The following is a 19782-nucleotide window of genomic DNA, read 5'->3' as shown; positions in this document are numbered from 1 at the left end:
AAGGGCGTGCCGTGCGCCGTCGCATCCTGAGAGCGACCGTTCTCGCCGTGGTGTGCGCGGTGCTGCTCTTCGCGCTGCCGCTCGGTCTCGCGGCGCTGCGGCTGTACCAGCAGGACGAGGAGAGGGAGGCCCAGTCGCTGGGTGAGCGGGTCGCGCTCAGCCTGCCCGAGCGGATCACCCATGGGGGCGACCCGGTCGAGCTGCCGCCCGCCGAGCCCGGTACGGACATCGCGGTGTACGGGCCCGACGGGCGCCGGGTACTCGGAGTGGGGCCGGAGATGGGCGATACCCCGGTGCGGGATGCCGAGGCCGGCCAGGTCGTCACCAGGCAGATCGGTGACAGCCTGGTCGCGGCCGTCCCGGTGGGCGGTTCGGAGCAGGTCCGGGCGGTCGTACGGGTCGCCTCACCGGCTTCCGAGCCTTTGCGGCGGGCCGTGCTGACCTGGGTCGGAATGCTGGCGCTCGCGGCGGTCGCGGTGGGGGTCGGCGCCCTGCTCGCCGTACGGTCCAGCAGGCGTCTGGCCCGCCCGCTGGAGGAGCTGGCCGGTGTCGCCAGGGAGATGGAGGGCGGCGACTTGGCGGCACGGGCGGAGCCCTCCGGACTCCCGGAGCCGGACGCGGTCGGCCGGGCGCTGGCGCGGGCCGCCGCACGGGTCGACGAACTCCTGCGCAGGGAGCGGGCGTTCAGCGCGGATGCCTCGCACCAACTGCGTACGGCGCTGACCGGCGTACGGCTGGAACTGGAGATGTCCCTCGCGGCGGACCGGGACGTCGGACCGGGTGCCGGGGCGGGAGCCGGGCCGGATGCCGGAATGTACGCGGCCGTCCGCTCGGCCCTCGTGCAGCTCGAACGCATGGAGACCACTCTCGACGATCTGCTCTCCCTGGCCAGGGACGTACCGGAACGGGAGCCGCTCGACCTCGCGGCCCTGTTCGCCCGCGCGGAGGAGGACTGGCACGGCCCGCTCGCCGCACAGGGACGGCGTCTGGAGTTCAGGGTCGACGACGACCTGCCGCAGGCGCTCGGCTCTCGGCGGGCCGCCCGGCAGATCCTCGGTGTACTGCTCGCCAACGCGGCGACGCACGGCCGGGGAACGGTGACCGTGCACGCGAAGGAGACGGCCGGGGTCGTCGCCGTGGATGTCGAGGACGAGGGGGAGTGCGTCCCTGGGGCAGAGGGCGGTGAGCCCGATGTCTTCGCGCGACGGGGCGGTGAGGAGGGAGTACGGGGCAGCGAGGGCGCGGGAGGGCACGGGATCGGTCTCGCGCTGGCGCGATCGCTGGCCGAGGCCGAGGGCGGGAGACTTTTCGTCGCCCGCGCTCGGCCCCGGACTCGGTTCACCTGGCTCCTCGCGGCATCGCCGGAGGAGGAGCGGGAGTCCTCACAGCTCCCGTAGCTCGGTCAGCGGGGGTCTGCGTGCGTGCCGGGCTGCCGCCCAGGCCGCCGCCGCCAGCGCGACCACGGTGACACCGGCCAGTACGGCGAGATAGGCCCACGGCACGGCCACCCGGTCCGGGGGCGGGTCGAAGACCCCGGAGAGCACCTTCACCAGCATCTGCGACAGGGTCCACCCCGCCACCGCGCCGACCGCGCCGCCCGCCACCGCGACCAGCGCCGCCTCGCTCCACACGAACCCGGAGAGCTGCCTGCCCCTGGCGCCCAGCACCGATGCCAGGGCCAGGGTGCGGCGCCGCTCGGCCAGGCCGAGGGCCAGTACGAGACCGCCCGCCGCTGCCCCGATCACCAGGGCGAAGCCCAGCTCGACCCGGGTGAGGCCGGCGAGGTCGACCGCGGTCAGGCTGGATCCGACGACGGTCTGCGAGGACGGCAGATCCGTGACGTGTGCGCTCGGCCCCAGTGCTTTCCTCGCCAGGTCCGCGACCTGGCGCTGGCCGGAGCCGCCGGTGTCGACCAGCAGTGTCCCGTCGGCCCCGCTGCCCGTCGTACGGGCGATGTAGGAGGCGTTGGCGATCAGGAAGCTGTCCTTCGGGGCGGTCGGGAACTCCTTGACGACGCCCTGGAAACGGAAGGCGATCGTGCGCAGTCGACCCGTCCGGGCGTCGGTCAGGCGCAGCCGCACCTGGTCGCCTGGGTGCAGCTGGAAGTCGTGCGCGGTCTCCGCGCTGACCAGCAGCCCGTCCGGACGGCTGGCCAGAGAGTTCATCAGGGACCGCGCGGTGCCGCCCGCGAAGTAGGCGTCCTGCAGTTGTCCTGCCGGGACGATGCTCGCGGGCCGGACCCCGTACAGATCCTGCAAGTCGGCGCCCACATAGGCGAACCGGTGCTGGAGCGGCTCCACATGCCGTACGCCGTGCACCACTGCCAGTTTCGCGGTGTCCGCCGCCGAGAGGACCGGCCGGGTGACCGTGACGTCGGCGCCATTGGTCAACACCGCGTCCACCTTTGCCTGCTGGCGGTACGTGGAATTGAACACGCCGGTCGATACGGCGAAGGCGCAGGCCAGTGCCAGCAGCACCACCGAGCGCACCACGGTGCCACGCTGCCGGGACAGGCCGGCCGCGACGGTCCCGGACAGGGCGCCCGCTGCCGGGCGGAACACCCGGGTGAGGAACGGCCTGCCGCGGCGCAGCAGCAGATCCACCAGCAGCCAGGCCACCACCGCGCCGCCCGCCCACAGCAGTGCGGGACCGGCGAACGCCCAGTAGTCGACCGACAGGGTCGGGGTGCCCTCGGGGGCCAGGACCAGGGCGTAGTTGGTGCCGCTCGTGGCGCGGAAGACGGCCAGCGAACCGGCGAGCAGGCCGACACCCAGCACCCACCACGCGGCGCGCGGCACCGTGCGCCGCTCGACCGCGGCGCGGCCCGAGACGACCGTGGCCCGGCGGGCGTCGACGCGGGCCGGCACCAGCACGGTCGCCGCGGCGACAAGGGCGCCGACACCGCACGCGGCGAGCATCCAGGACAGCGGGATGCCCATCCCGTGGAAGGCGGCACGGTCCACCAGCATCGCCAGCCCCAGACCCCCGGCCGCACCGAGCACGGCCACCACGCCCGCCTCCACCGCGGCCAGCCCCATCAGCCGGGCGACGGTCGCACCGCGCGTGCGCAGCAGCGCCTGTTCCTTGCGGCGACGGCCCGCACCGGACTGGGCGACTGCCCAGGTCAGGGCCGCGGCGAGCGCGGCACCGGGCACACCGAGGAAGAGGAAGAGCAGTTGTGCGTACAGGGCGTCGGATCGGGCGGCGTCCAGGACCGAGCCCAGGTTGTCGCCCACCAGGCCGGTACCGGCGAGCTGTACCTCGGCGTGGTGCGCGTTGCCGGAGACCGTGGAGTACGCGGCGGCCGGGTCGCTCGGCAGGGAGTGGGTGCGCAGGGTGTGGATCTGAGACTGCACCAGGTCGGGGCGGGCCGATGCGAGGGGTCCGAAGACGGTGTTCCAGCTCTGCCGGGGCATCAGTACGACGTTGTCCGGAGGCGCGGAGGGCTGTGACTGGGGCGGGGCGCCGACCTTCTGGAACAGCGAGTCCGCGTACGGCAGGTCGACGACACCGCTCACCCGCACCGGCACGGGCGGCAGCCCGCCCGCCCGCGCGATGGTGATGGTGTCACCGGGGGCGGCGTGCAGATTGGCGGCGGTCTGCTGGGCGAGAAGCACGCCCTGTTCCCGTCCGGCCAGCAGCCGCATCTCGCCGGGGAAGGTCGCGGCGTACCCGGGCGGGAGACCGAGAACCGAACCCGATCCGGTGTTCTGTGTCGTTCCGCCGGTGTGCGCGGTCAGACCGCCGGTCTGCGCATAGCCGACCGGCAGGGCCGTCCTGGTGCCGGGCAGGCTCCGTACGGTGGTCAGCACGGTGTGGGCGTCCGCGCCGGTGGCCACCTGCACCTGCCAGTCCACGGACACCGAGCGCACCGACTGGGACGTCATGGTGGCCCGCGTCGTGGAGAGGAAACCGCCGAGCGCGGCGAGCAGGGCGACGGCGACCATGACCCCCAGCGCCGTTCCGATCAGGCGTCCGCTGCGTACCCGCAGAAGGCCCGAGAGCCAGATCCTGATCATCGCGACTCACGTTCCCGGTCGGGGGGTTCAGGATGTTCGTGGGTGTCTGGACGGCTGTGGGTGTCGGGGATGCCGGGGCGTACGACACGGCCGTCGGCCATGTACCAACGCTCGTCGAGCGCGCCGGCCACCCGTGCGTCATGGGTGGTGATCAGGACGGCGGCGCCGAGCGTGTCGGCGGCGGAGAGCAGTACCGCCATCACCTGCCTGGCCGTCTCGCGATCGAGCTGGCCGGTCGGCTCGTCGGCCAGGATCAGCCGCGGCCTGCGGGCCAGCACCCTGGCCACCGCGACGCGTTGGGCCTGGCCCGCGGACATCTCGTCGGGAAGCTTGGCGGCGAGCGGTTCGAGCTCCAGCCCAGCCAGCGCGGCGGACGCCCGCTCGGCTGCCTCGTCCGCTTCGAGGCCGTCTATGAGCAGGGGCAGGGCGACGTTCTCCATCGCGGTGAGCGGCGGCAGCAGGCTCGGCCCCTGGAAGACGACCCCGATGTCCCGGGCGGGCAGGATGTCCGCGACGCCGCCGGTGTCCGCGGACAGTCCCGGATGGCTGACCGTTCCGGCCGTGGGCCGGTCCAGGGCCGCCATCAGGTGCAGCAGGGTCGATTTGCCGGAGCCGGAAGGGCCGACCACGGCGATCCGCGCACCCGCCGACACCGCACAGTTCACCCCGTGCACGGCGACGACGGCGTTCGGGCCCGAGCCGTAGGTACGGGCCGCGTCCACACAGACGACGAGGGGTTCGCCCGCCTTGGTACCGACATCCGTCATCGCACCCACCTCCCGTCACGCAGCCGGAGCACCCGGTCCGCGACGGCAGCCACCGCCCGTGAATGGGTGACCAGCACCATCGCCGTGCCCGCCGTCGCGCGTTCGCGCAGCAGCGCGAGAACGCGGCGCTCCGTCTCCCCGTCGATCTCGCCGGTCAGTTCGTCGGCCAGCAGGACCGCCGGGTCGTTGGCCAGCGCGACGGCCAGGCCGGCGCGGGCAGCCTCCCCGCCGGACAGCTGCCGGGGCAGCGCACCGGCACGCGGCGCGATCCCGACGTCCCGGAGCAGTTCCTGCGCGCCGGGCCGGCCGGCCCCGTCCGAAAGCCGCTGCACCAGCCGGACGTTGTCGCGGACTGTGAGGTGGTCCAGCAGGTTGCCGGACTGGAACAGCACCCCGATGTACCGGGCGCGGAGTCGGCTGCGCAGATGTTCCTGCTGGTGCGAGAGGCGTTCACCGGCGACGTGGACCGTGCCGCCGTCGGGCTCGTCGAGCCCGGCCAGACAACTCAGCAACGTCGTCTTCCCGGAGCCGGAAGGGCCGGTCACGGCGACGATCTCGCCCTTCTCGACCCGGAGTCCGACGCCCCGCAGTGCGAACGTCTCCTCCTCGCCCGCGCGGAAGAACCGGTACAGGGAATCGGCGGTGAGGCGGGGCGGCGGGGTGGTCGTCTGCGCGGTCATCATGCCCACCGGAAGGAGTTCGTCACGATGTGCCAGGGATCGACGTTGTCGGCACCCACCGCGCCGGACAGGGTCAGGGCGACCTGGCTGCCGTTCCTCCAGAACACGTACCGCTGCACGTCCTGGCGCACGCTCTTGCCAGTGACCTGGTCGGGCGTCGAGTCGGCCCGGTAGGTGGCCAGCACGGCGGTGCCGCCCGCGCGCTTCACGGTGCTGACGGCCCCCACCACGACGTTCTTGGCGCCACGCCGGATCGCCGGCAGATCGACCGATTGCACCGACCGGACGGTGGGCGCCTTGTTGACCGCACTCCGCTCGATCCGGACGCTGTTGAATTTGTCGCTGAACACGGTGGCTCCGCCTGCCTGCTGGCGGGCCCACCCTTCGGGAACCTTCACCGTGTATCCGCCGCCCGCCGGTGACCATGCGACGTACACCTGGTTGTCGGGGATGTCCCCGGCCGGATTCACTTCCTTGGGAGGTGTGGCGGTGGAGGACGACGAGTGGGAGGAGCCGGACGAACCGGAAGAGGAGGAACAGGCCGCGGCTCCGGTGATGACCACCAGGCCGGTCACCACGGCTGACACGGTACGACGCATGGGGACCACCTCTGCACGGAAGGAGCCGACCGGGACGTCGTCTCTGTTCCGACGCTAGGAGGCCGCCGGCCAGCGCTGTGGCCGTGGAGGGTTAGCGGAGGGTTAACGCAGGGGCGACCGGGTGCGGGGCACCGCCGCGGCCGCGGGGACGGCGGCGGGTCGCTGCGTACCTCACACGATCGTGGGGCGCTGACGGAAGCGGCGAACCGCCGCGGAACCGTCGATCTACGCTCCCCACGACAGGCCACAGGAGAAGGGACCCGCGATGACTGCCGAGATGGTCGAGAAGGAGCAGGCCTCTGAGGACAGCCTGTGGGATTACCTGCTGCAGACGTGGCGTGAACTGGACGCGCCCGAGGGATGGCGCGCCGAGATCGACGAAGGGCGGATCTTCTTGGTGCCTCCGCCTCATGCACATCGCAGTGGCATCGCCGAAATGGTGCAGCATCGCCTGTATCGGGCACTCCCCGAAGAGCTGGGCATCTACCAGACCCTCGGGGTCCACGTCGCGCCCCTTGACAGGCTCTACGTGCCCGATCTGGTCATCATGGAGCGCGAACTGATCATGGCCGCCGACCCGGAGGTCAGCGACCCGATGGATGCAGCGGACGCGCTGCTCATCGTCGAGGTCACCTCGAAGGGCAACGCCCGGGACGACCGGACGAAGAAGTACCGCGCCTATGCCCGCGCGGGCGTGCCGATGTATCTGCTGATCGACCGGTTCGACACGCGCGGGGCGATGGCCACGCTGTTCACGGAGCCCAATGAGGACGGGACGTACAAGCACTCCGACCCGGTGCCGTTCGGGAAGCCGCTCAGCCTGCCCGAGCCGTTCGGTACGGCGCTCCTCACGGATGAGTTCCCGGTCTGAGCGGACAGCGGGTAGCGGAGAGCGGATACGAGTGAGGGCGGCACCCGGTCGCCGGGTGCCGCCCTCGTCCATGTCCGCGTGCTGGGGTCAGACCCCGGCCGGTTCCTTCGCGGGTGCGTCGGGTGTCGTCGGGCCGCCCGTTGCCGCGACCGTGGATTCGGCGGGTTCCTGGGAGACGTTGAACTCCGTCAGCAGGTCCTTGCTGAAGCCGAAGAAGTACGTCGCGAGGAATCCGGCGAAGTAGCCGACCAGCAGGCCGCCCGCGTAGATCGCGACCGTGGTGCCCAGGCCGTGGTTGCCGTCGAGCAGGGGGAACAGGGCCCAGCCGGACGGGCCGATGGCCGTGGAGCCGACCTTGTCACCGAGCTGGTTGAACAGGCCGATGAAGCCGCCGCCGAACGCGCCGCCCACGCACGCCGTGATGAACGGGCGGCCGAGCGGGAGGCTGACGCCGTAGATCAGCGGTTCGCCGACGCCCAGCAGACCGGCCGGGAGGGCGGACTTGATGGTGCGGCGGATCGACTCGTTGCGCGGGAGGCGGAAGTAGACCGCCGCGGCCGCGCCGACCTGGCCGGCGCCCGCCATCGCGAGGATCGGGAGCAGCACGGTGTAGCCCTGCTGCTCGATCAGGGTGGTGTGGATCGGGATGAGCGCCTGGTGCAGACCCAGCATCACCAGGGGCAGGAAGAGGCCGCCGAGCACGAAGCCCGCGCCCGCGCCGCCGTTGGAGAGCAGCCAGTCGGCGAACGTACCGATGGCGGTGGAGATCTCGCCGGCCACGTACATCAGGCCGAAGATCGTCACCAGGCCGGAGATCAGGACCGTGAGGGTCGGGGTGACCAGCACGTCCAGCGCCTCGGGCACCCAGCGGCGGCACCACTTCTCCACGTACACCGCGAGCACTGCCGCACCGAGCGCGCCCAGCACGCCGCCCTGTCCGGGGGAGAGCTTCTGGCCGAACGCCTCGATGTTCGCGACGCCCGGGAAGACGATGATCGCGGCGACCGCACCGCCCAGGATCGGCGTACCGCCGAACTCCTTCGCCGTGTTGTAGCCGACGAAGACGGCGATCAGCGCCATGAAGCCGGACGCCATCGCGGCCAGGGCGGGGGTGACCGAGGTCAGCCAGCCCAGGTTCACCAGCAGGCCGTTGAGGCCGGCGATGATGCCGCAGCCGATGAGAGCCGGGATCAGCGGGACGAAGATGTTCGCGATCCGGCGCAGGAACAGCTTGAACGGGGTGGCGTTCTTCGTCTTCCGGGCCGCCTTCATCGCGGCGCCCTGGGCGGCCAGTTCCTCCGCCGAGACGGAGGGTGCGGCTTCGCCCGGTTCGGGGGCCGCTGCCCGGCCCTCCTCCACCAGCTGTTCGAACTCCGGTGTGACCCGGGCGACGGTGCCCGGGCCGAGGACGATCTGGTACGTGTCGTCCTCGACCACGCCCATGACGGCGGGGACCGCCTTCAGGGCCTCGTCGTCGACGAGCGAGCGGTCGTGCAGACCCAGCCGGAGCCGGGTCATGCAGTGGGCGATGGAGCTGACGTTCGCGGCGCCACCGACGAGCGGAAGGATCGCGGCGGCGGTGGCGCGGTTCTTGTCTTCTGTTGCCATGGTGCGTGGTGCCTTGCTGTGCGGGGGTACGGAGGTGGAGCCGGTGGGTCAGGTGGTGCGGGGGGCGGCGGCGAGGGCGGCGCGGAGGTGGCCGTCGGACGCGGTCAGCAGAGCGGCGGCGGTGGGGCCGTCGACCTGGCCGAGGATGGTGAGGATGGCGTTCTTCACCTCGCCGTCGGTCGCGGCGAGGGCGGCCTCGATCTCCTCGTCGGAGGCGCCGGTGGCGAGCGAGACGATCCGGCGGGAGCGGGCGCGCAGCTTCTCGTTGGAAGCGCGGACGTCGACCATCAGATTCCCGTACGTCTTGCCGAGCCGGATCATCGTGATCGTCGAGAGCATGTTGAGGACGAGCTTCTGGGCCGTGCCGGCCTTGAGCCGGGTGGAGCCGGTGAGCAGCTCCGGGCCGACGACGACCTCGATGCCGTGCTCCGCCGCGGCGCCCAGCGCGGAGTCCGCGTTGCAGGACAGGCCGATGGTCAGCGCACCCTTGCTCCGGGCGTGCTCGACGGCTCCGATCGCGTACGGCGTGCGGCCGGAGGCGGAGATGCCGACCACGGTGTCGTCGGCCGTCAGGCCCAGGGCGTCGAGGTCGGCGGCGGCCAGCTCCTTGCTGTCCTCGGCGCCCTCGACGGCCTTGACCATGGCGGTCGGGCCGCCCGCGATCAGGCCGATGACCTCGGAGGGGTCGGTGTTGAAGGTGGGCGGGCACTCGCTGGCGTCGAGCACGCCGAGCCGTCCGGCGGTGCCCGCGCCCGCGTAGATCAGCCGGCCGCCGCGGGCCATGCGCTCGGCCGTGCCGTCGATGGCGGCGGCTATCTCGGGCAGCCGGGCGCCGACGGCGGCCGGGACGGTCTGGTCCTCGCCGTTCATGATGCGGGCGATCTCGATCGTGTCGAGCTGGTCGATCTCGGCGAGCTCGGGCCGGAACGCCTCGGTGGTGAGCGTCGCGAGCTGGGCGCGCAGCTCCCCGTAGCCGTCGGGGGCGGTGGCGTCGGCGTCGGTGGTGGAGGTCATGGAGGGCGGCTCTGCTTTCTCGGTCTCGTGCGGTTCAGCGGGTGCGGGGGGTTGCGGGTGCCGGAACGGGAGTGCGGATCGGCGGGCCGGTCAGCGGGGGCGTGGGGTGTGGCGGTGGGCCAGCGCTTCGTAGGAGGCGGCGAGGGCCGGTGCGGCCGTCTCGTACGTACGCTGCGCGACGCCTATGAAGAGGCAGTCGACGACGAGGAGCTGGCTCGTACGGCTCGACATGGCGGCGGGCCGCAGCTCGCTCTCCCGGGCGGTGGACGTGGTCAGTACGTGGTCGGCGTACTGCGTGACCGGGCCGTCGGGGCGGCCGGTGATCGCGATCGTCGTCGCGCCGCGGTCGAAGGCGACCCGCAGCGGTTCGATCACGTCGACCGTGGAGCCGGAGTGCGTGATCGCGATGGCCACATCGCCGGAGCGGAGCTGCACGGCGTTGGTCACCGCGAGGTGCGGGTCCGTGTGGGAGTGCGAGATCAGGCCGATCCGGGCCAGCTTCTGCGCGAGGTCCTGGCCGACGAGGGAGGAGGCTCCCACGCCGTAGATGTCGATGCGCCGGGCGGTGGCGGCGGCGGCCACGGCGGCACCGAGCTGGACGGTGTCGAGCCCGGCGGCGGTGTCGGCGAGGGTCTGCTGCTCGTCGTAGGCCAGCTTGGCGACCACATCGGCGATCGGGTCGTCGACCGCTATGTCGGCCGTGACGGAAGGGGCCCGGCCGGACTGCTGGTGCGCGGCGAGCCCGGCGAGGGCCAGGCGCAGATCGCGATAGCCGGGGTAGCCGAGCAGGCGGGCCGTGCGGACCACGGTCGCCTCGCTGGTGCCGGTGAGCTCGGCGAGACCGGTGACCGTGAGGGCTGCGCAGCCGGCCGGGTCACCGGCGACGGCCTCGGCGACGCGCTGCATGGAACGGGTCATGGACGGCGCGAGCGTACGAACCTTGGCCGCGAGGGCCGCCGGGGCGGGCGGGGAGTCAGCGTTGAAACTTTCCTTCAGGTCATGGGTCACCTTTGAAAGATATTTTCAACCGGGTTGGTCGTCAACCCCCCTTTGGTCCCCTTCTTCACCGGTCCGCGCCACGCCGCTTCACGGGTTCGCGGCCGCCGCCTCACCGGTCCGCGCCCGGCCGCCTTCGAGAGCGCGGAAACCTCCGACAGTGCGGAAACGGTGATCGCGAGCGCGTGAGGCGCCTTTGCGGGCCGGGTGACAATGGGCGCATGGAGATGAACCCCTTGGAACAGGCGCTGCACACGGCCCGTGCGCTGGTCATGGCAGATCTCGCCGCAGGTGACGTCGCCGAGGCCGGGATCGTCTCGCTGGTCGAGGACGCGGTGACGCACCGCCGCTGGTGGGTCGAGCAGTGGCCCGACGGTGTCGCGTTCGTGGTGGGCCTGGTCGCCCAGGACGTACAGGACGCGCTGCTCGAACGGTACGGGCGGTGGCCGCTCTGCCCGGTCTGTGACGCGGGCGACCCGCACGCCCTCGACGTGGAACCCGAACTGGGGCCGGACCCGCACTGGGTGTGCACCAAGGCCGCGGTGGCCGTGGCGCCGGTCGGTTCGCTGAGCGGGATACTGCGGCGGTGACGCTCTACATCGACCCGCCCGAGTGGCCGGGGCATGGGCGGCTCTGGTCGCACCTGGTCAGCGATGTCTCCTTCGAGGAGTTGCACGTTTTCGCGGCGTCCATCGGCTGCCCGCCGCGCGCGTTCGAGCGGGACCACTACGACGTACCGGAGACGCGGTACGAGGACGCGGTGCGGGCCGGGGCCCGGCAGATCGGCTCGAAGGAGCTCGTCCGCCGGATCACGGAGGCGGGGCTGCGACGGCCCAAGGGGCGGCCCGCACCGGGCTGGGACCAGGGCTGAGACCAGGGCTGGGACCGGGGCTGTGACCAGCGCTGGGACCGGGGCTGTGACCAGCGCTGGGACCGGGGCCGGTACCAGGGCCGGTACCAGGGCCGGTACCAGGGCCGGTACCAGGGTCGAGACCAGCCCCGGGACCAGGGCCGGGACCAGCGCCGGGACCGGGGCCGAGACCGCTCGGACAGATCCCGGGCGTCAGGCGCCCGTCGAGGGGGCGCACGCCTCCACCGGGTCCTGCACCGCGACGGCCGGGGCGCCCGTCACCAGCCGGGACGAGGTGGCCCTGCTGCGCTGGAGCCGCAGTGAGAACACCACGGCCACCAGCGCCAGTACCGTCATCGCCGCCCCGGCCCACGCGGCCGCCGCGAAACCGAAGTCCGCGTCGATCACCGCGCCGCCCAGCCAGGGGCCGCTCGTGTTGCCCAGGTTGAACGCGGCGGTGGTCGTCGCACCGGCCAGCGTCGGGGCGGCGCCCGCGACATTGAACATCCGGGCGTTGAGCGCCGGGGCCGTGTAGAACGCCGACAGTCCCAGCAGGAACGACAGGCCGATTGCCGCGACCTGGCTCGACGCGAACAGGGCCAGCGCGGCCAGGAAGACCGTCGAGGCCGCGATACCGCTCATCAGCACCCCGAAAAGATGCGCGTCCGCGACCCGGCCGCCGATCGTCGTACCGACCAGCGCCCCGATCCCGAACAGCGCGAGCACCGTCGGCACCCAGCCCGAGTCCAGCCCGGCGACATCCGTCAGCAGCGGGGCGAGATAGCTGAACGCGCAGAAGACACCGCCCGCGGCGAGCGCCGTGATCACGATCGACAGCCACACCTGCCGGTCCCGGTAAATGCTCAGCTCCTGCTTGAGCCGGGGCTTCTGCTCCGGCAGCGGAATGCGCGGAATCAGCGTCGTCACCCCGACCAGCGCCACGGCCGACGCCGCGCCCACGGCCCAGAACGCCGACCGCCAGCCGAAGTTCTCACCGAGGAACGCGCCCAGCGGCACGCCCAGCACATTGGCGATCGACAGACCGCCGATCATCACGGCCATCGCACGGGCCCGCGAGTTCACCGGCACCATCGCGATGGCGACGGCCGCCCCCACCGCCCAGAACCCGGCACAGGCGAACGCGCTCACCACCCGGGACGCGAAGAGCACCTCGTACGTCGGGGCCAGTGCGCCCGCGATCTGGCCGAGGCCGAAGACGGAGATCAGGGTGATCAGTGTGGTGCGGCGGGGCAGCCGGAGCGTGGCGACGGCGAGCAGCGGGGCGCCGATCACCATGCCGATCGCGAAGGCGGATATGAGAAGCCCGGCGCGGGGTATCGACACGTTCATGTCGTCGGCGATGGGCGGCAGCAGCCCGGAGAGCATGAACTCGCTGGTTCCCAGGGCGAAGACCGAGAGACCCAGGATGTACACGGCCAGGGGCATGCGAGAGCGAGGAGTGGCAGAGTCGGGCATGACAGCTGCCAACAGCGATCGAGGCCCGCGCATTCCCCGCTGCCGCGCGTTCTCCGCTGCCGCGGGTATTCCCGTTGCCGTGCGTTTCCCGCTGTCGTGCGTTCTCCGCTGCCGGGGGTTGTGGACGGTCCTAGTGGCTGAGCAGCTCCAGCTCGGTCAGCAGGTTCTGCCGCGCGCGCGGCTCCCAGTGCTCCGCCCCGTACGGCGTACGGAACAGCCGGGGCAGCCCGAGCAGCTGGCGCAGCACGGTCGCCCGCCCCTCGCGGAACGCGTCGTCAGGCACGAATCCGTACTCCTCGCGGACCTGCGCCGCGTAGGCCGCGTACTGCCTCGGGGACGCCGCGAGGATGGCCAGGTCCGCGTCGCAGAGCACCTCGCCGTCGGTGTCGCCGGCCGCCGGGTCGTGGGTGACGGTGAGCCGTACGAGACGGGCCACCTCGGCCGTGACGGAGTCCGGCACACCGGCCTCCGGGAGGGCGCGCTCGGCCAGTGCCGCGCTGCGCTCCTCGTTCTCGGAGCGGTCGGGCCGGTACACCGCGTCGTGGAACCAGGCGGCGAGGCGCACCGCGTCCGGGTCGGCCGCGTACCCGGCGAGCGTGTCGATGTGATCGAGCACCGCGACCAGGTGCGCGGTGGTGTGGTACTTGCGCTGCGGTTCCGCCCAGCGGGCCAGCAGGTCGGCGGCGTACGGCAACGGGTCGGGGTCCTCGGCGCCGCCCCGGGCGGCGACGAGACAGGCGCGCCAGCGGTCGCGCAGACCGTCTTCGGCGCTGCTGCGAGGGGCCCGGCCCGTGTCATCCATGCCCCGAGGTTAAGGCGTCGGGCCCCGGGTTTCAGGCATCCGGCCGCATCGGGGGCGAGGGCGGTCGTCCGCCGGGACCGCCGCCGACGGACGGCAGTCCGCTAGCGTGCGCCCGTGACGGACACGATGGATGTGATGGATCAGCCGGACCCGGCGTACCCGGAGGGCCGGACGGCCCCGATGGATCTCAACGCGGATCTCGGGGAAGGGTTCGGGCACTGGACCCTCACCGATGACGACGCGCTGCTCGACTGTGTCACCAGCGCCAATGTGGCCTGCGGCTTCCACGCCGGCGACGCCTCCGTGATGCGGCGGGTCTGCGACACCGCGGCCGCCAGGGGCGTACGGATCGGCGCCCAGGTCGGGTACCGCGATCTGGCCGGTTTCGGGCGCCGCTCGATGGACGTGCCGCCCGCCGAGCTGACCGCCGAGGTCGCCTACCAGATCGGTGCCCTGCGGGTGTTCGCCGAGGCGGCCGGTTCCGCGGTCTCGTACGTCAAACCGCACGGGGCCCTCTACAACCGCGCCGTCTGGGACGACGACCAGGCCGCCGCCGTGGTCGAGGGCGTCCGGCTGGCCGGCGGGGAGCTCGCGGTCCTCGGGCTCCCGGGGTCGCGCCTGCTCGCCCACGCCGGGGCCGCGGGCCTCACCGCCGTGCCGGAAGCCTTCGCCGACCGCGCGTACACGCCCGAGGGCACGCTGGTCCCGCGCGGCGAGCCCGGCGCGGTGGTGCACGACGCGGACGAGGTCGTACGCCGCAGTGTCGGGATGGCGGTGGACGGCGGCGTCTTCGGGGCGGGCGGCAGCCGGGTACCGGTCGCGGCGCGCTCGCTCTGCGTCCACGGCGACACCCCGGGCGCGGCGGCACTGGCGCGCCGGGTCAGGGCGGCGCTGGAGGCGGCGGGCGTGACCGTGCAGGCGTTCGCATGAGTGCGGGCGCGGGCGCGGGGACGGGGACGGGTGTGGACGCGGATGCGAGCGCGGGCGTGGATACGAGTGTGGGCGCGAGCGCGAGCGCGAGCGCGGGCGTGGGCGTGAGTGGGGGCGCGGGCGTGGATACGGGCATGAGCGCGGGCGTAGGTACGAGCGCGGGCGCGAGGGGTCACGCGGGCGTGGGCGTCGAGGTGCTCCCCGCCGGGCCCGGCGCGCTGCTCGTCGAGCTGTCCTGCGGTGAGCACGCCGAGGCGTTCCACGCGGAGCTGCTGCGGCGCCGGACGCTCGGTGAACTGCCCGCCGTGCGCGAGATCGTCCCCGGTGCCCGGACCGTCCTCCTCGACGGCCTCGCGGACCGCACCCCGGACGGCCGGGCACGGCTCGCCCGTGAACTCGCCTCCTGGCGGATACCGGCGCTGCGCCGCGACACCGCGGAAACCGTCGAGATCCCGGTGGTCTACGACGGCCCGGACCTCGCGGACGTCGCGGCGGCCTGGGGCGTCACCGTCGCCGAAGTGCCCCGTATCCACGCCGGGACCGAATTCCGGGTGGCCTTCTGCGGGTTCGCCCCCGGCTTCGGCTACCTCACCGGGCTCCCCGAGCGCCTGCATCTGCCGCGCCGTGCGACCCCGCGCACCCGCGTCCCGGCCGGTGCGCTGGCGCTCGCGGGGGCGTACACCGGGGTGTACCCGCGCCCGTCGCCCGGCGGCTGGCAGCTCATCGGGCGGATGCCCGAGCCGGGCGAGCTGTGGAACCCGGCCCGCGAACCGGCCGCGCTGCTGAGCCCCGGGGCGCGGGTGCGCTTCGTCGCGGCGGAGGTGCGGTCGTGAACGGCGCCGTCGAGGTGGTCCGGGCCGGTGCGCTGACCACCGTTCAGGACGCCGGCCGCATCGGCTGGGCGCATCTCGGGGTGCCACGGGCCGGCGCGCTGGACGCTCCCGCCCGGCGGCTGGCCAACCGGCTGGCCGGGAACGGGGCGGACGCGGCGGTGCTGGAGACGACGGTCACCGGCTGCGCGGTCCGCCCGGACCGGCCCGTTGTCGCCGTCGTCGGCGGGGCGCCCTGCCGGGTCACCGTCGACGGGCGGCCGGTGGCCTGGGGAACTCCGGTACGGGTACCGGCCGGCGCGGTGCTCGACGCGGGGCACGCGGTCCGGGGCCTGCGCAGCTATCTGGCGTTCGGCGGCGGCCTGCTGCCGGAACCGGTGCTGGGCAGCAGATCGGCCGACCTGCTCTCCGGGCTGGGCCCGGCCCCCCTGCGCGACGGGGACGTACTGCCCCTGGGACAGGCCCCGGCGGGGCTCCCGGGCGCCGATGCCGTGCCCTGGCCGGGCGCGCCCGGCGAACTCGTCCTCCCGCTGCACCTCGGCCCCCGCCACACCTGGTTCACCGACGAGGCGCTGCGCACGCTCACCACGGCCGACTACCAGGTCTCGGCGCACAGCAACCGGATCGGGCTGCGCACCCGGGGCCCGGCCCTGACCCGGGCCCGCGAGGGCGAGCTGCCCAGCGAGGGGATGGTGCTCGGCGCGGTCCAGGTGCCGCCGGACGGGCTCCCGGTGGTCTTCCTCAACGACCATCCGACGACCGGGGGTTACCCGGTCGTCGGCGTGGTGCACGAAACCGCACTCGCGGGGGCGGCACAGGCGGTGCCGGGAACCCGGGTGCGGTTCGTGTGTGCGGGTCGGGATGCGGACGGACTGAGAAGCGGGCGGGTGGAGTAGCGGACGGGTGGAGAAGCGGACGGACTGAGAAGCGGACGGGTGGAGAAACGGGCGGGCCGGGAACAGGTCCTACGCCGCTGCCCTGAAGCCCCGCAGCCGCAGCGAGTTGCCGACCACGAAGACCGACGAGAACGCCATCGCGGCGCCCGCGATCATCGGGTTGAGCAGCCCGGCCGCGGCGAGCGGCAGAGCGGCCACGTTGTAGGCGAAGGCCCAGAACAGGTTCGTCCGGATGGTGCCGAGGGTCTTGCGCGACAGCCGGATCGCGTCCGCCGCGGCCCGCAGGTCCCCGCGCACCAGCGTCAGGTCACCGGCCTCGATCGCGGCGTCCGTGCCGGTCCCCATCGCCAGGCCCAGGTCGGCCTGGGCGAGGGCGGCCGCGTCGTTGACGCCGTCACCGACCATGGCGACCGAACGGCCTTCCGCCTGGAGCTTCTTGACGACGTCGACCTTGTCCTCCGGCATGACCTCCGCGTACACCTTCTCGATCCCGACCTCGGCCGCGACCGCCTCGGCCACCGCCCGGTTGTCGCCGGTGAGCAGGATCGGGGTGAGCCCCAGGGCCCGCAGCCGCTCGATGGCCTCCGCGCTGGTGTCCTTCACCGCGTCGGCGACTTCGAGCACCGCCCGAGCCTCGCCGTCCCAGGCCACCGCGATGGCCGTCCGGCCGGCGGCCTCCGCCTCGGCCTTGCGCCGGGCCAGCTCCACCGGGAGGTGGATCTCCCACTCGGCGAGGAGCTGTTCGCGGCCGACGAGGACGGCGTGGCCCTCGACGGTGCCCTGGACGCCGAGGCCGGCGATGTTGGCGAAGTCCTCGGGGGTGGGCAGGGGTGCGCCGGTGCGTTCGGTGGCTCCGGCGGCGACGGCCCGGGCGATGGGGTGCTCGGAGGAGTGTTCCAGTGCGCCCGCGAGCCGCAGTACGTCGGTTTCGTCGGTGCCTTCCGCGGTGTGGACGTCGAGGAGGGTCATCCGGCCGGTGGTGACGGTGCCGGTCTTGTCGAGGACGATCGTGTCGACGCGGCGGGTGGTCTCCAGGACCTCCGGGCCCTTGATGAGGATGCCGAGCTGGGCGCCGCGTCCGGTGCCGACCATGAGGGCGGTGGGGGTGGCGAGGCCCAGGGCGCAGGGGCAGGCGATGATCAGTACGGCCACGGCCGCGGTGAACGCGGCGGTCAGGCCCCCGCCGTTGCCGAGCCAGAAGCCGAGCGTGCCGAGCGCCAGGGCGATGACGACGGGTACGAAGACGGCGGAGATCCGGTCCGCGAGGCGCTGGGCCGCCGCCTTGCCGTTCTGCGCGTCCTCGACGAGCTTCGCCATCCTGGCGAGCTGGGTGTCGGCGCCTATCCGGGTGGCCTCGACGACGAGCCGGCCGCCCGCGTTGAGCGTCGCCCCGGTGACGGAGTCGCCGACGCCGACCTCCACGGGCACGGACTCACCGGTCAGCATCGACGCGTCCACGGCCGAGGCACCCTCGACGACGGTGCCGTCGGTGGCGATCTTCTCGCCGGGGCGTACCAGGAACCGGTCCCCGACCTGGAGTTCTGCGGTCGGCACGGTCACCTCGTGGCCGTCGCGCAGTACGGTCACTTCCTTGGCGCCGAGTTCGAGCAGCGCCTTGAGGGCCGCGCCCGCCTTCCGCTTGGACCGGGCCTCGAAGTAGCGGCCGGCCAGGATGAACGCGGTGACCCCGGCGGCGGCCTCCAGGTAGATGTTGCCCGCGCCGTCGCTCCGTCCGATGGTCAGCTCGAAGGGGTGCGTCATGCCGACCATGCCCGCCGTCCCGAAGAACAGCGCCCACAGCGACCAGAGGAACGCGGCCGTGGTGCCGACCGAGATCAGCGTGTCCATCGTCGCCGCGCCGTGCCGGGCGTTGGTGAACGCGGCCTTGTGGAACGGCCAGGCGGCGTACGTGACGACCGGAGCCGTCAGCGTCAGCGAGAGCCACTGCCAGTAGTCGAACTGGAGCGCCGGGATCATCGACATCGCGATCACCGGCACGGCGAGCGCGACGGCGGTCAGCAGCCGCTGCCGCAGGGGCCGCAGCTCGTCGGCCTCCGCGGCCTCGGGGGCGCCCCCCTCGGCGGTGCGCGCCAAAGGAGCGGGCTCGTGCGCGGTGTAGCCGGTCTTCTCGACGGTGGCGATCAGGTCCTGTACGGAGATGTCCTCGCCCCGGTAGCTGACCTTGGCCTTCTCGGTGGCGTAATTGACGGTGGCCTCGACGCCGTCCATCCGGTTGAGTTTCTTCTCGATACGGGCCGCGCAGGAGGCGCAGGTCATGCCGCCGATCGCGAGCTCGACCTCTGCGGCAGTACCGGTGGCGGTACCGGTGCCGGTTGTGGCGGTGTGCGCGGACACGATGTCCTCCCTGGCGGTGGCGTTCGGAGCGTTTATACCCCTGGGGGGTATGTGCTGATGATTCAGGTATACCCCCCTCCCCTATGAAAAGCAAGGGCGGATCTGCCGTCCGGGCCCGGATCGTGAGCGTTCGATCACGCGATGTGCGGCCGGCCTCACGTATCTTCACCTGGCATTGAGGCTGCATCCTCGGTGTACCGACCCGTAGGCTGGCCATTGGACTAGACCTATTGATGCTTCCTGGAGGATTGGGATCCCATGAGCAACCGTGCAGTCCTGGAGGTGATCGCTCTCGACGCGGAGGACGCGATCGCAGCCCAGGCGGGTGGTGCAGACCGGCTTGAGCTGGTCACCGACATGGCGGCGGACGGCCTGACCCCGTCCTGTGCGACCTTCGCGGAGATCCGGGCGGCGGTGGACATTCCGCTGCGGGTGATGCTCAGGGTGGCCGACGGCTTCGCGGCCGGCGACATCGAGGTGCTGGTGGCGAAGGCGCGCGAGCTGCGCGCGGCGGGCGCCGAGGAATTCGTGCTCGGCTTCCTCGACGCCGAGGGGCACCCGGACCTGGTCGCCGTCGAACGGCTCGTCGCCGAGCTGGACGGCTGCCGCTGGACCTTCCACCGCGCGATCGACCGGGCCGTCGACCGGGACGCCCTGCGCAAGCAGCTGGCGGACCTGCCCGGCCTGGACACGTACCTCACCGCAGGTTCGGCCAAGGGCGTCGACGACGGCATCCCGACGCTGCTGGTGGAGGCGGCGCGCCAGGGCGAACCCGGGTACGAGCCGCAGATCCTGGTGGGCGGCGGGCTGCGGCTCGAACACCTGCCGGAGCTGCTGGCCGCGGGCATCGACGCGGTGCACATCGGCGGTGCGGCACGCCCGCACGGGTGGTCGGGGCCGGTGGACCCGGCGGCGGTGCGGGAGTGGCGGACGGTGCTCGACGCGTAGCGGGGTGCGGGGGAGCGGACGAGGTCCGGGGGCTCCGCCCCGGGGGTCCGAGGGCCCGGGGCTCCGAGGGTCCGGGAGGCCGAGTGTCCGGGGCTCCGGGAGTACGAGTGTCGGGGGTCCGGGGGCGCCCGCCCCGGACCC

General features: G+C 72.9%; 18 protein-coding genes. 8 read left to right on the top strand and 10 right to left on the bottom strand.

What is annotated here, in order from left to right:
• Positions 1-11 precede the first annotated feature (11 nt).
• Positions 12-1397: an ATP-binding protein gene (locus ABZ622_RS03405; protein WP_360539847.1), complete on the top strand. Its 1386-nt coding sequence runs from the start codon at positions 12-14 to the stop codon at positions 1395-1397.
• On the opposite strand, the gene ABZ622_RS03400 is transcribed toward ABZ622_RS03405, so the two are convergent.
• From ABZ622_RS03400 to ABZ622_RS03385, 4 genes are read right to left on the bottom strand one after another with little or no spacing between them, the layout of a single operon-like run.
• The gene (locus ABZ622_RS03400) at positions 1383-4019 is read right to left on the bottom strand and encodes an ABC transporter permease (protein ID WP_360539845.1); all 2637 of its coding nucleotides are present in this window, start codon (positions 4017-4019) and stop codon (positions 1383-1385) included. The two genes, ABZ622_RS03405 and ABZ622_RS03400, sit on opposite strands and share 15 nt — an antisense overlap.
• Positions 4016-4786 (bottom strand): ABC transporter ATP-binding protein, encoded by a 771-nt coding sequence (locus ABZ622_RS03395; protein WP_360539843.1) that lies wholly within the window; start codon positions 4784-4786, stop codon positions 4016-4018. Before ABZ622_RS03395 ends, ABZ622_RS03400 begins: the two co-directional genes overlap by 4 nt.
• Positions 4783-5466: an ABC transporter ATP-binding protein gene (locus tag ABZ622_RS03390; protein WP_360539841.1), complete on the bottom strand. Its 684-nt coding sequence runs from the start codon at positions 5464-5466 to the stop codon at positions 4783-4785. Before ABZ622_RS03390 ends, ABZ622_RS03395 begins: the two co-directional genes overlap by 4 nt.
• Positions 5466-6065: a hypothetical protein gene (locus ABZ622_RS03385; RefSeq protein WP_360539839.1), complete on the bottom strand. Its 600-nt coding sequence runs from the start codon at positions 6063-6065 to the stop codon at positions 5466-5468. Before ABZ622_RS03385 ends, ABZ622_RS03390 begins: the two co-directional genes overlap by 1 nt.
• Positions 6066-6330: 265 nt before the next feature.
• Between ABZ622_RS03385 and ABZ622_RS03380 the strand changes: the two genes are divergently transcribed.
• On the top strand, positions 6331-6936 hold the full coding sequence (locus ABZ622_RS03380) for a Uma2 family endonuclease (protein ID WP_360539837.1): 606 nt from the start codon (positions 6331-6333) through the stop codon (positions 6934-6936).
• Between the two features lie 87 nt (positions 6937-7023).
• Here the strand turns inward: ABZ622_RS03380 and ABZ622_RS03375 are convergent, their stop codons facing one another.
• From ABZ622_RS03375 to ABZ622_RS03365, 3 genes are all read right to left on the bottom strand, one after another.
• On the bottom strand, positions 7024-8544 hold the full coding sequence (locus tag ABZ622_RS03375) for a PTS transporter subunit EIIC (RefSeq protein WP_360539835.1): 1521 nt from the start codon (positions 8542-8544) through the stop codon (positions 7024-7026).
• 48 nt (positions 8545-8592) lie between these two features.
• Positions 8593-9558, bottom strand: a complete 966-nt coding sequence (gene murQ, locus ABZ622_RS03370; protein ID WP_360539833.1) for an N-acetylmuramic acid 6-phosphate etherase — start codon at positions 9556-9558, stop codon at positions 8593-8595.
• A 90-nt stretch (positions 9559-9648) separates the two neighbouring features.
• Complete coding sequence (locus ABZ622_RS03365) at positions 9649-10566, bottom strand: MurR/RpiR family transcriptional regulator (RefSeq protein WP_124717189.1); 918 nt, start codon at positions 10564-10566, stop codon at positions 9649-9651.
• Between the two features lie 209 nt (positions 10567-10775).
• Between ABZ622_RS03365 and ABZ622_RS03360 the strand changes: the two genes are divergently transcribed.
• The gene (locus ABZ622_RS03360) at positions 10776-11144 is read left to right on the top strand and encodes a hypothetical protein (RefSeq protein WP_266913734.1); all 369 of its coding nucleotides are present in this window, start codon (positions 10776-10778) and stop codon (positions 11142-11144) included.
• Positions 11141-11425, top strand: coding sequence for a DUF4031 domain-containing protein (locus tag ABZ622_RS03355; RefSeq protein WP_360539831.1), 285 nt, complete (start codon positions 11141-11143; stop codon positions 11423-11425). The genes ABZ622_RS03360 and ABZ622_RS03355 overlap by 4 nt, the downstream gene beginning before the upstream one ends.
• Positions 11426-11617: 192 nt before the next feature.
• Here ABZ622_RS03355 and ABZ622_RS03350 read toward each other — a convergent pair whose 3' ends face one another.
• Together ABZ622_RS03350 and ABZ622_RS03345 are read right to left on the bottom strand one after the other, a co-directional pair.
• Entirely contained in the window at positions 11618-12850 is a 1233-nt protein-coding gene (locus ABZ622_RS03350) for a Cmx/CmrA family chloramphenicol efflux MFS transporter (RefSeq protein ID WP_360539829.1), read from the bottom strand.
• A 160-nt stretch (positions 12851-13010) separates the two neighbouring features.
• Positions 13011-13682, bottom strand: a complete 672-nt coding sequence (locus ABZ622_RS03345; RefSeq protein ID WP_360539827.1) for a hypothetical protein — start codon at positions 13680-13682, stop codon at positions 13011-13013.
• A gap of 180 nt (positions 13683-13862) precedes the next feature.
• Between ABZ622_RS03345 and ABZ622_RS03340 the strand changes: the two genes are divergently transcribed.
• The 3 genes from ABZ622_RS03340 (at position 13863) to ABZ622_RS03330 (ending at position 16338) form a co-directional block, all read left to right on the top strand.
• A complete protein-coding gene (locus ABZ622_RS03340) occupies positions 13863-14612 on the top strand; it encodes a 5-oxoprolinase subunit PxpA (RefSeq protein ID WP_360540266.1) in 750 nt (249 codons plus the stop codon).
• Positions 14613-14746: 134 nt separating this feature from the next.
• On the top strand, positions 14747-15445 hold the full coding sequence (locus ABZ622_RS03335; RefSeq protein WP_360539825.1) for an allophanate hydrolase subunit 1: 699 nt from the start codon (positions 14747-14749) through the stop codon (positions 15443-15445).
• Positions 15442-16338: a biotin-dependent carboxyltransferase family protein gene (locus ABZ622_RS03330; RefSeq protein ID WP_360539823.1), complete on the top strand. Its 897-nt coding sequence runs from the start codon at positions 15442-15444 to the stop codon at positions 16336-16338. Before ABZ622_RS03335 ends, ABZ622_RS03330 begins: the two co-directional genes overlap by 4 nt.
• A 69-nt stretch (positions 16339-16407) precedes the next feature.
• Here the strand turns inward: ABZ622_RS03330 and ABZ622_RS03325 are convergent, their stop codons facing one another.
• Complete coding sequence (locus ABZ622_RS03325; RefSeq protein WP_360539821.1) at positions 16408-18693, bottom strand: heavy metal translocating P-type ATPase; 2286 nt, start codon at positions 18691-18693, stop codon at positions 16408-16410.
• A 258-nt stretch (positions 18694-18951) separates the two neighbouring features.
• On the opposite strand from ABZ622_RS03325, the gene ABZ622_RS03320 reads away from it, so the two are divergent.
• Positions 18952-19641 carry a copper homeostasis protein CutC gene (locus tag ABZ622_RS03320; RefSeq protein ID WP_360539818.1) on the top strand — a complete coding sequence of 230 codons (690 nt, stop codon included), beginning with the start codon at positions 18952-18954 and terminating at the stop codon, positions 19639-19641.
• The last annotated feature ends 141 nt before the right edge of the window (positions 19642-19782 follow it).

The organism is Streptomyces sp. NPDC007164 (assembly GCF_040634135.1).
In the GTDB taxonomy this organism is placed as follows: Bacteria; Actinomycetota; Actinomycetes; order Streptomycetales; family Streptomycetaceae; genus Streptomyces; species Streptomyces sanglieri.
Note: the sequence above shows the minus strand (reverse complement) of the source record. Positions and strands in the feature narration are given on the sequence as shown.

Coding starts and splice junctions, on each gene's coding strand:
- ABZ622_RS03380 (WP_360539837.1), top strand. CDS start 6,331: ATGACTGCCGAGATGGTCGAGAAGGAGCAGGCCTCTGAGGACAGCCTG.
- ABZ622_RS03385 (WP_360539839.1), bottom strand. CDS start 6,065: ATGCGTCGTACCGTGTCAGCCGTGGTGACCGGCCTGGTGGTCATCACC.
- ABZ622_RS03360 (WP_266913734.1), top strand. CDS start 10,776: ATGGAGATGAACCCCTTGGAACAGGCGCTGCACACGGCCCGTGCGCTG.
- ABZ622_RS03390 (WP_360539841.1), bottom strand. CDS start 5,466: ATGACCGCGCAGACGACCACCCCGCCGCCCCGCCTCACCGCCGATTCC.
- ABZ622_RS03375 (WP_360539835.1), bottom strand. CDS start 8,544: ATGGCAACAGAAGACAAGAACCGCGCCACCGCCGCCGCGATCCTTCCG.
- murQ (WP_360539833.1), bottom strand. CDS start 9,558: ATGACCTCCACCACCGACGCCGACGCCACCGCCCCCGACGGCTACGGG.
- ABZ622_RS03335 (WP_360539825.1), top strand. CDS start 14,747: ATGAGCGCGGGCGTAGGTACGAGCGCGGGCGCGAGGGGTCACGCGGGC.
- ABZ622_RS03340 (WP_360540266.1), top strand. CDS start 13,863: ATGGATCTCAACGCGGATCTCGGGGAAGGGTTCGGGCACTGGACCCTC.
- ABZ622_RS03320 (WP_360539818.1), top strand. CDS start 18,952: ATGAGCAACCGTGCAGTCCTGGAGGTGATCGCTCTCGACGCGGAGGAC.
- ABZ622_RS03345 (WP_360539827.1), bottom strand. CDS start 13,682: ATGGATGACACGGGCCGGGCCCCTCGCAGCAGCGCCGAAGACGGTCTG.
- ABZ622_RS03350 (WP_360539829.1), bottom strand. CDS start 12,850: ATGCCCCTGGCCGTGTACATCCTGGGTCTCTCGGTCTTCGCCCTGGGA.
- ABZ622_RS03400 (WP_360539845.1), bottom strand. CDS start 4,019: ATGATCAGGATCTGGCTCTCGGGCCTTCTGCGGGTACGCAGCGGACGC.
- ABZ622_RS03395 (WP_360539843.1), bottom strand. CDS start 4,786: ATGACGGATGTCGGTACCAAGGCGGGCGAACCCCTCGTCGTCTGTGTG.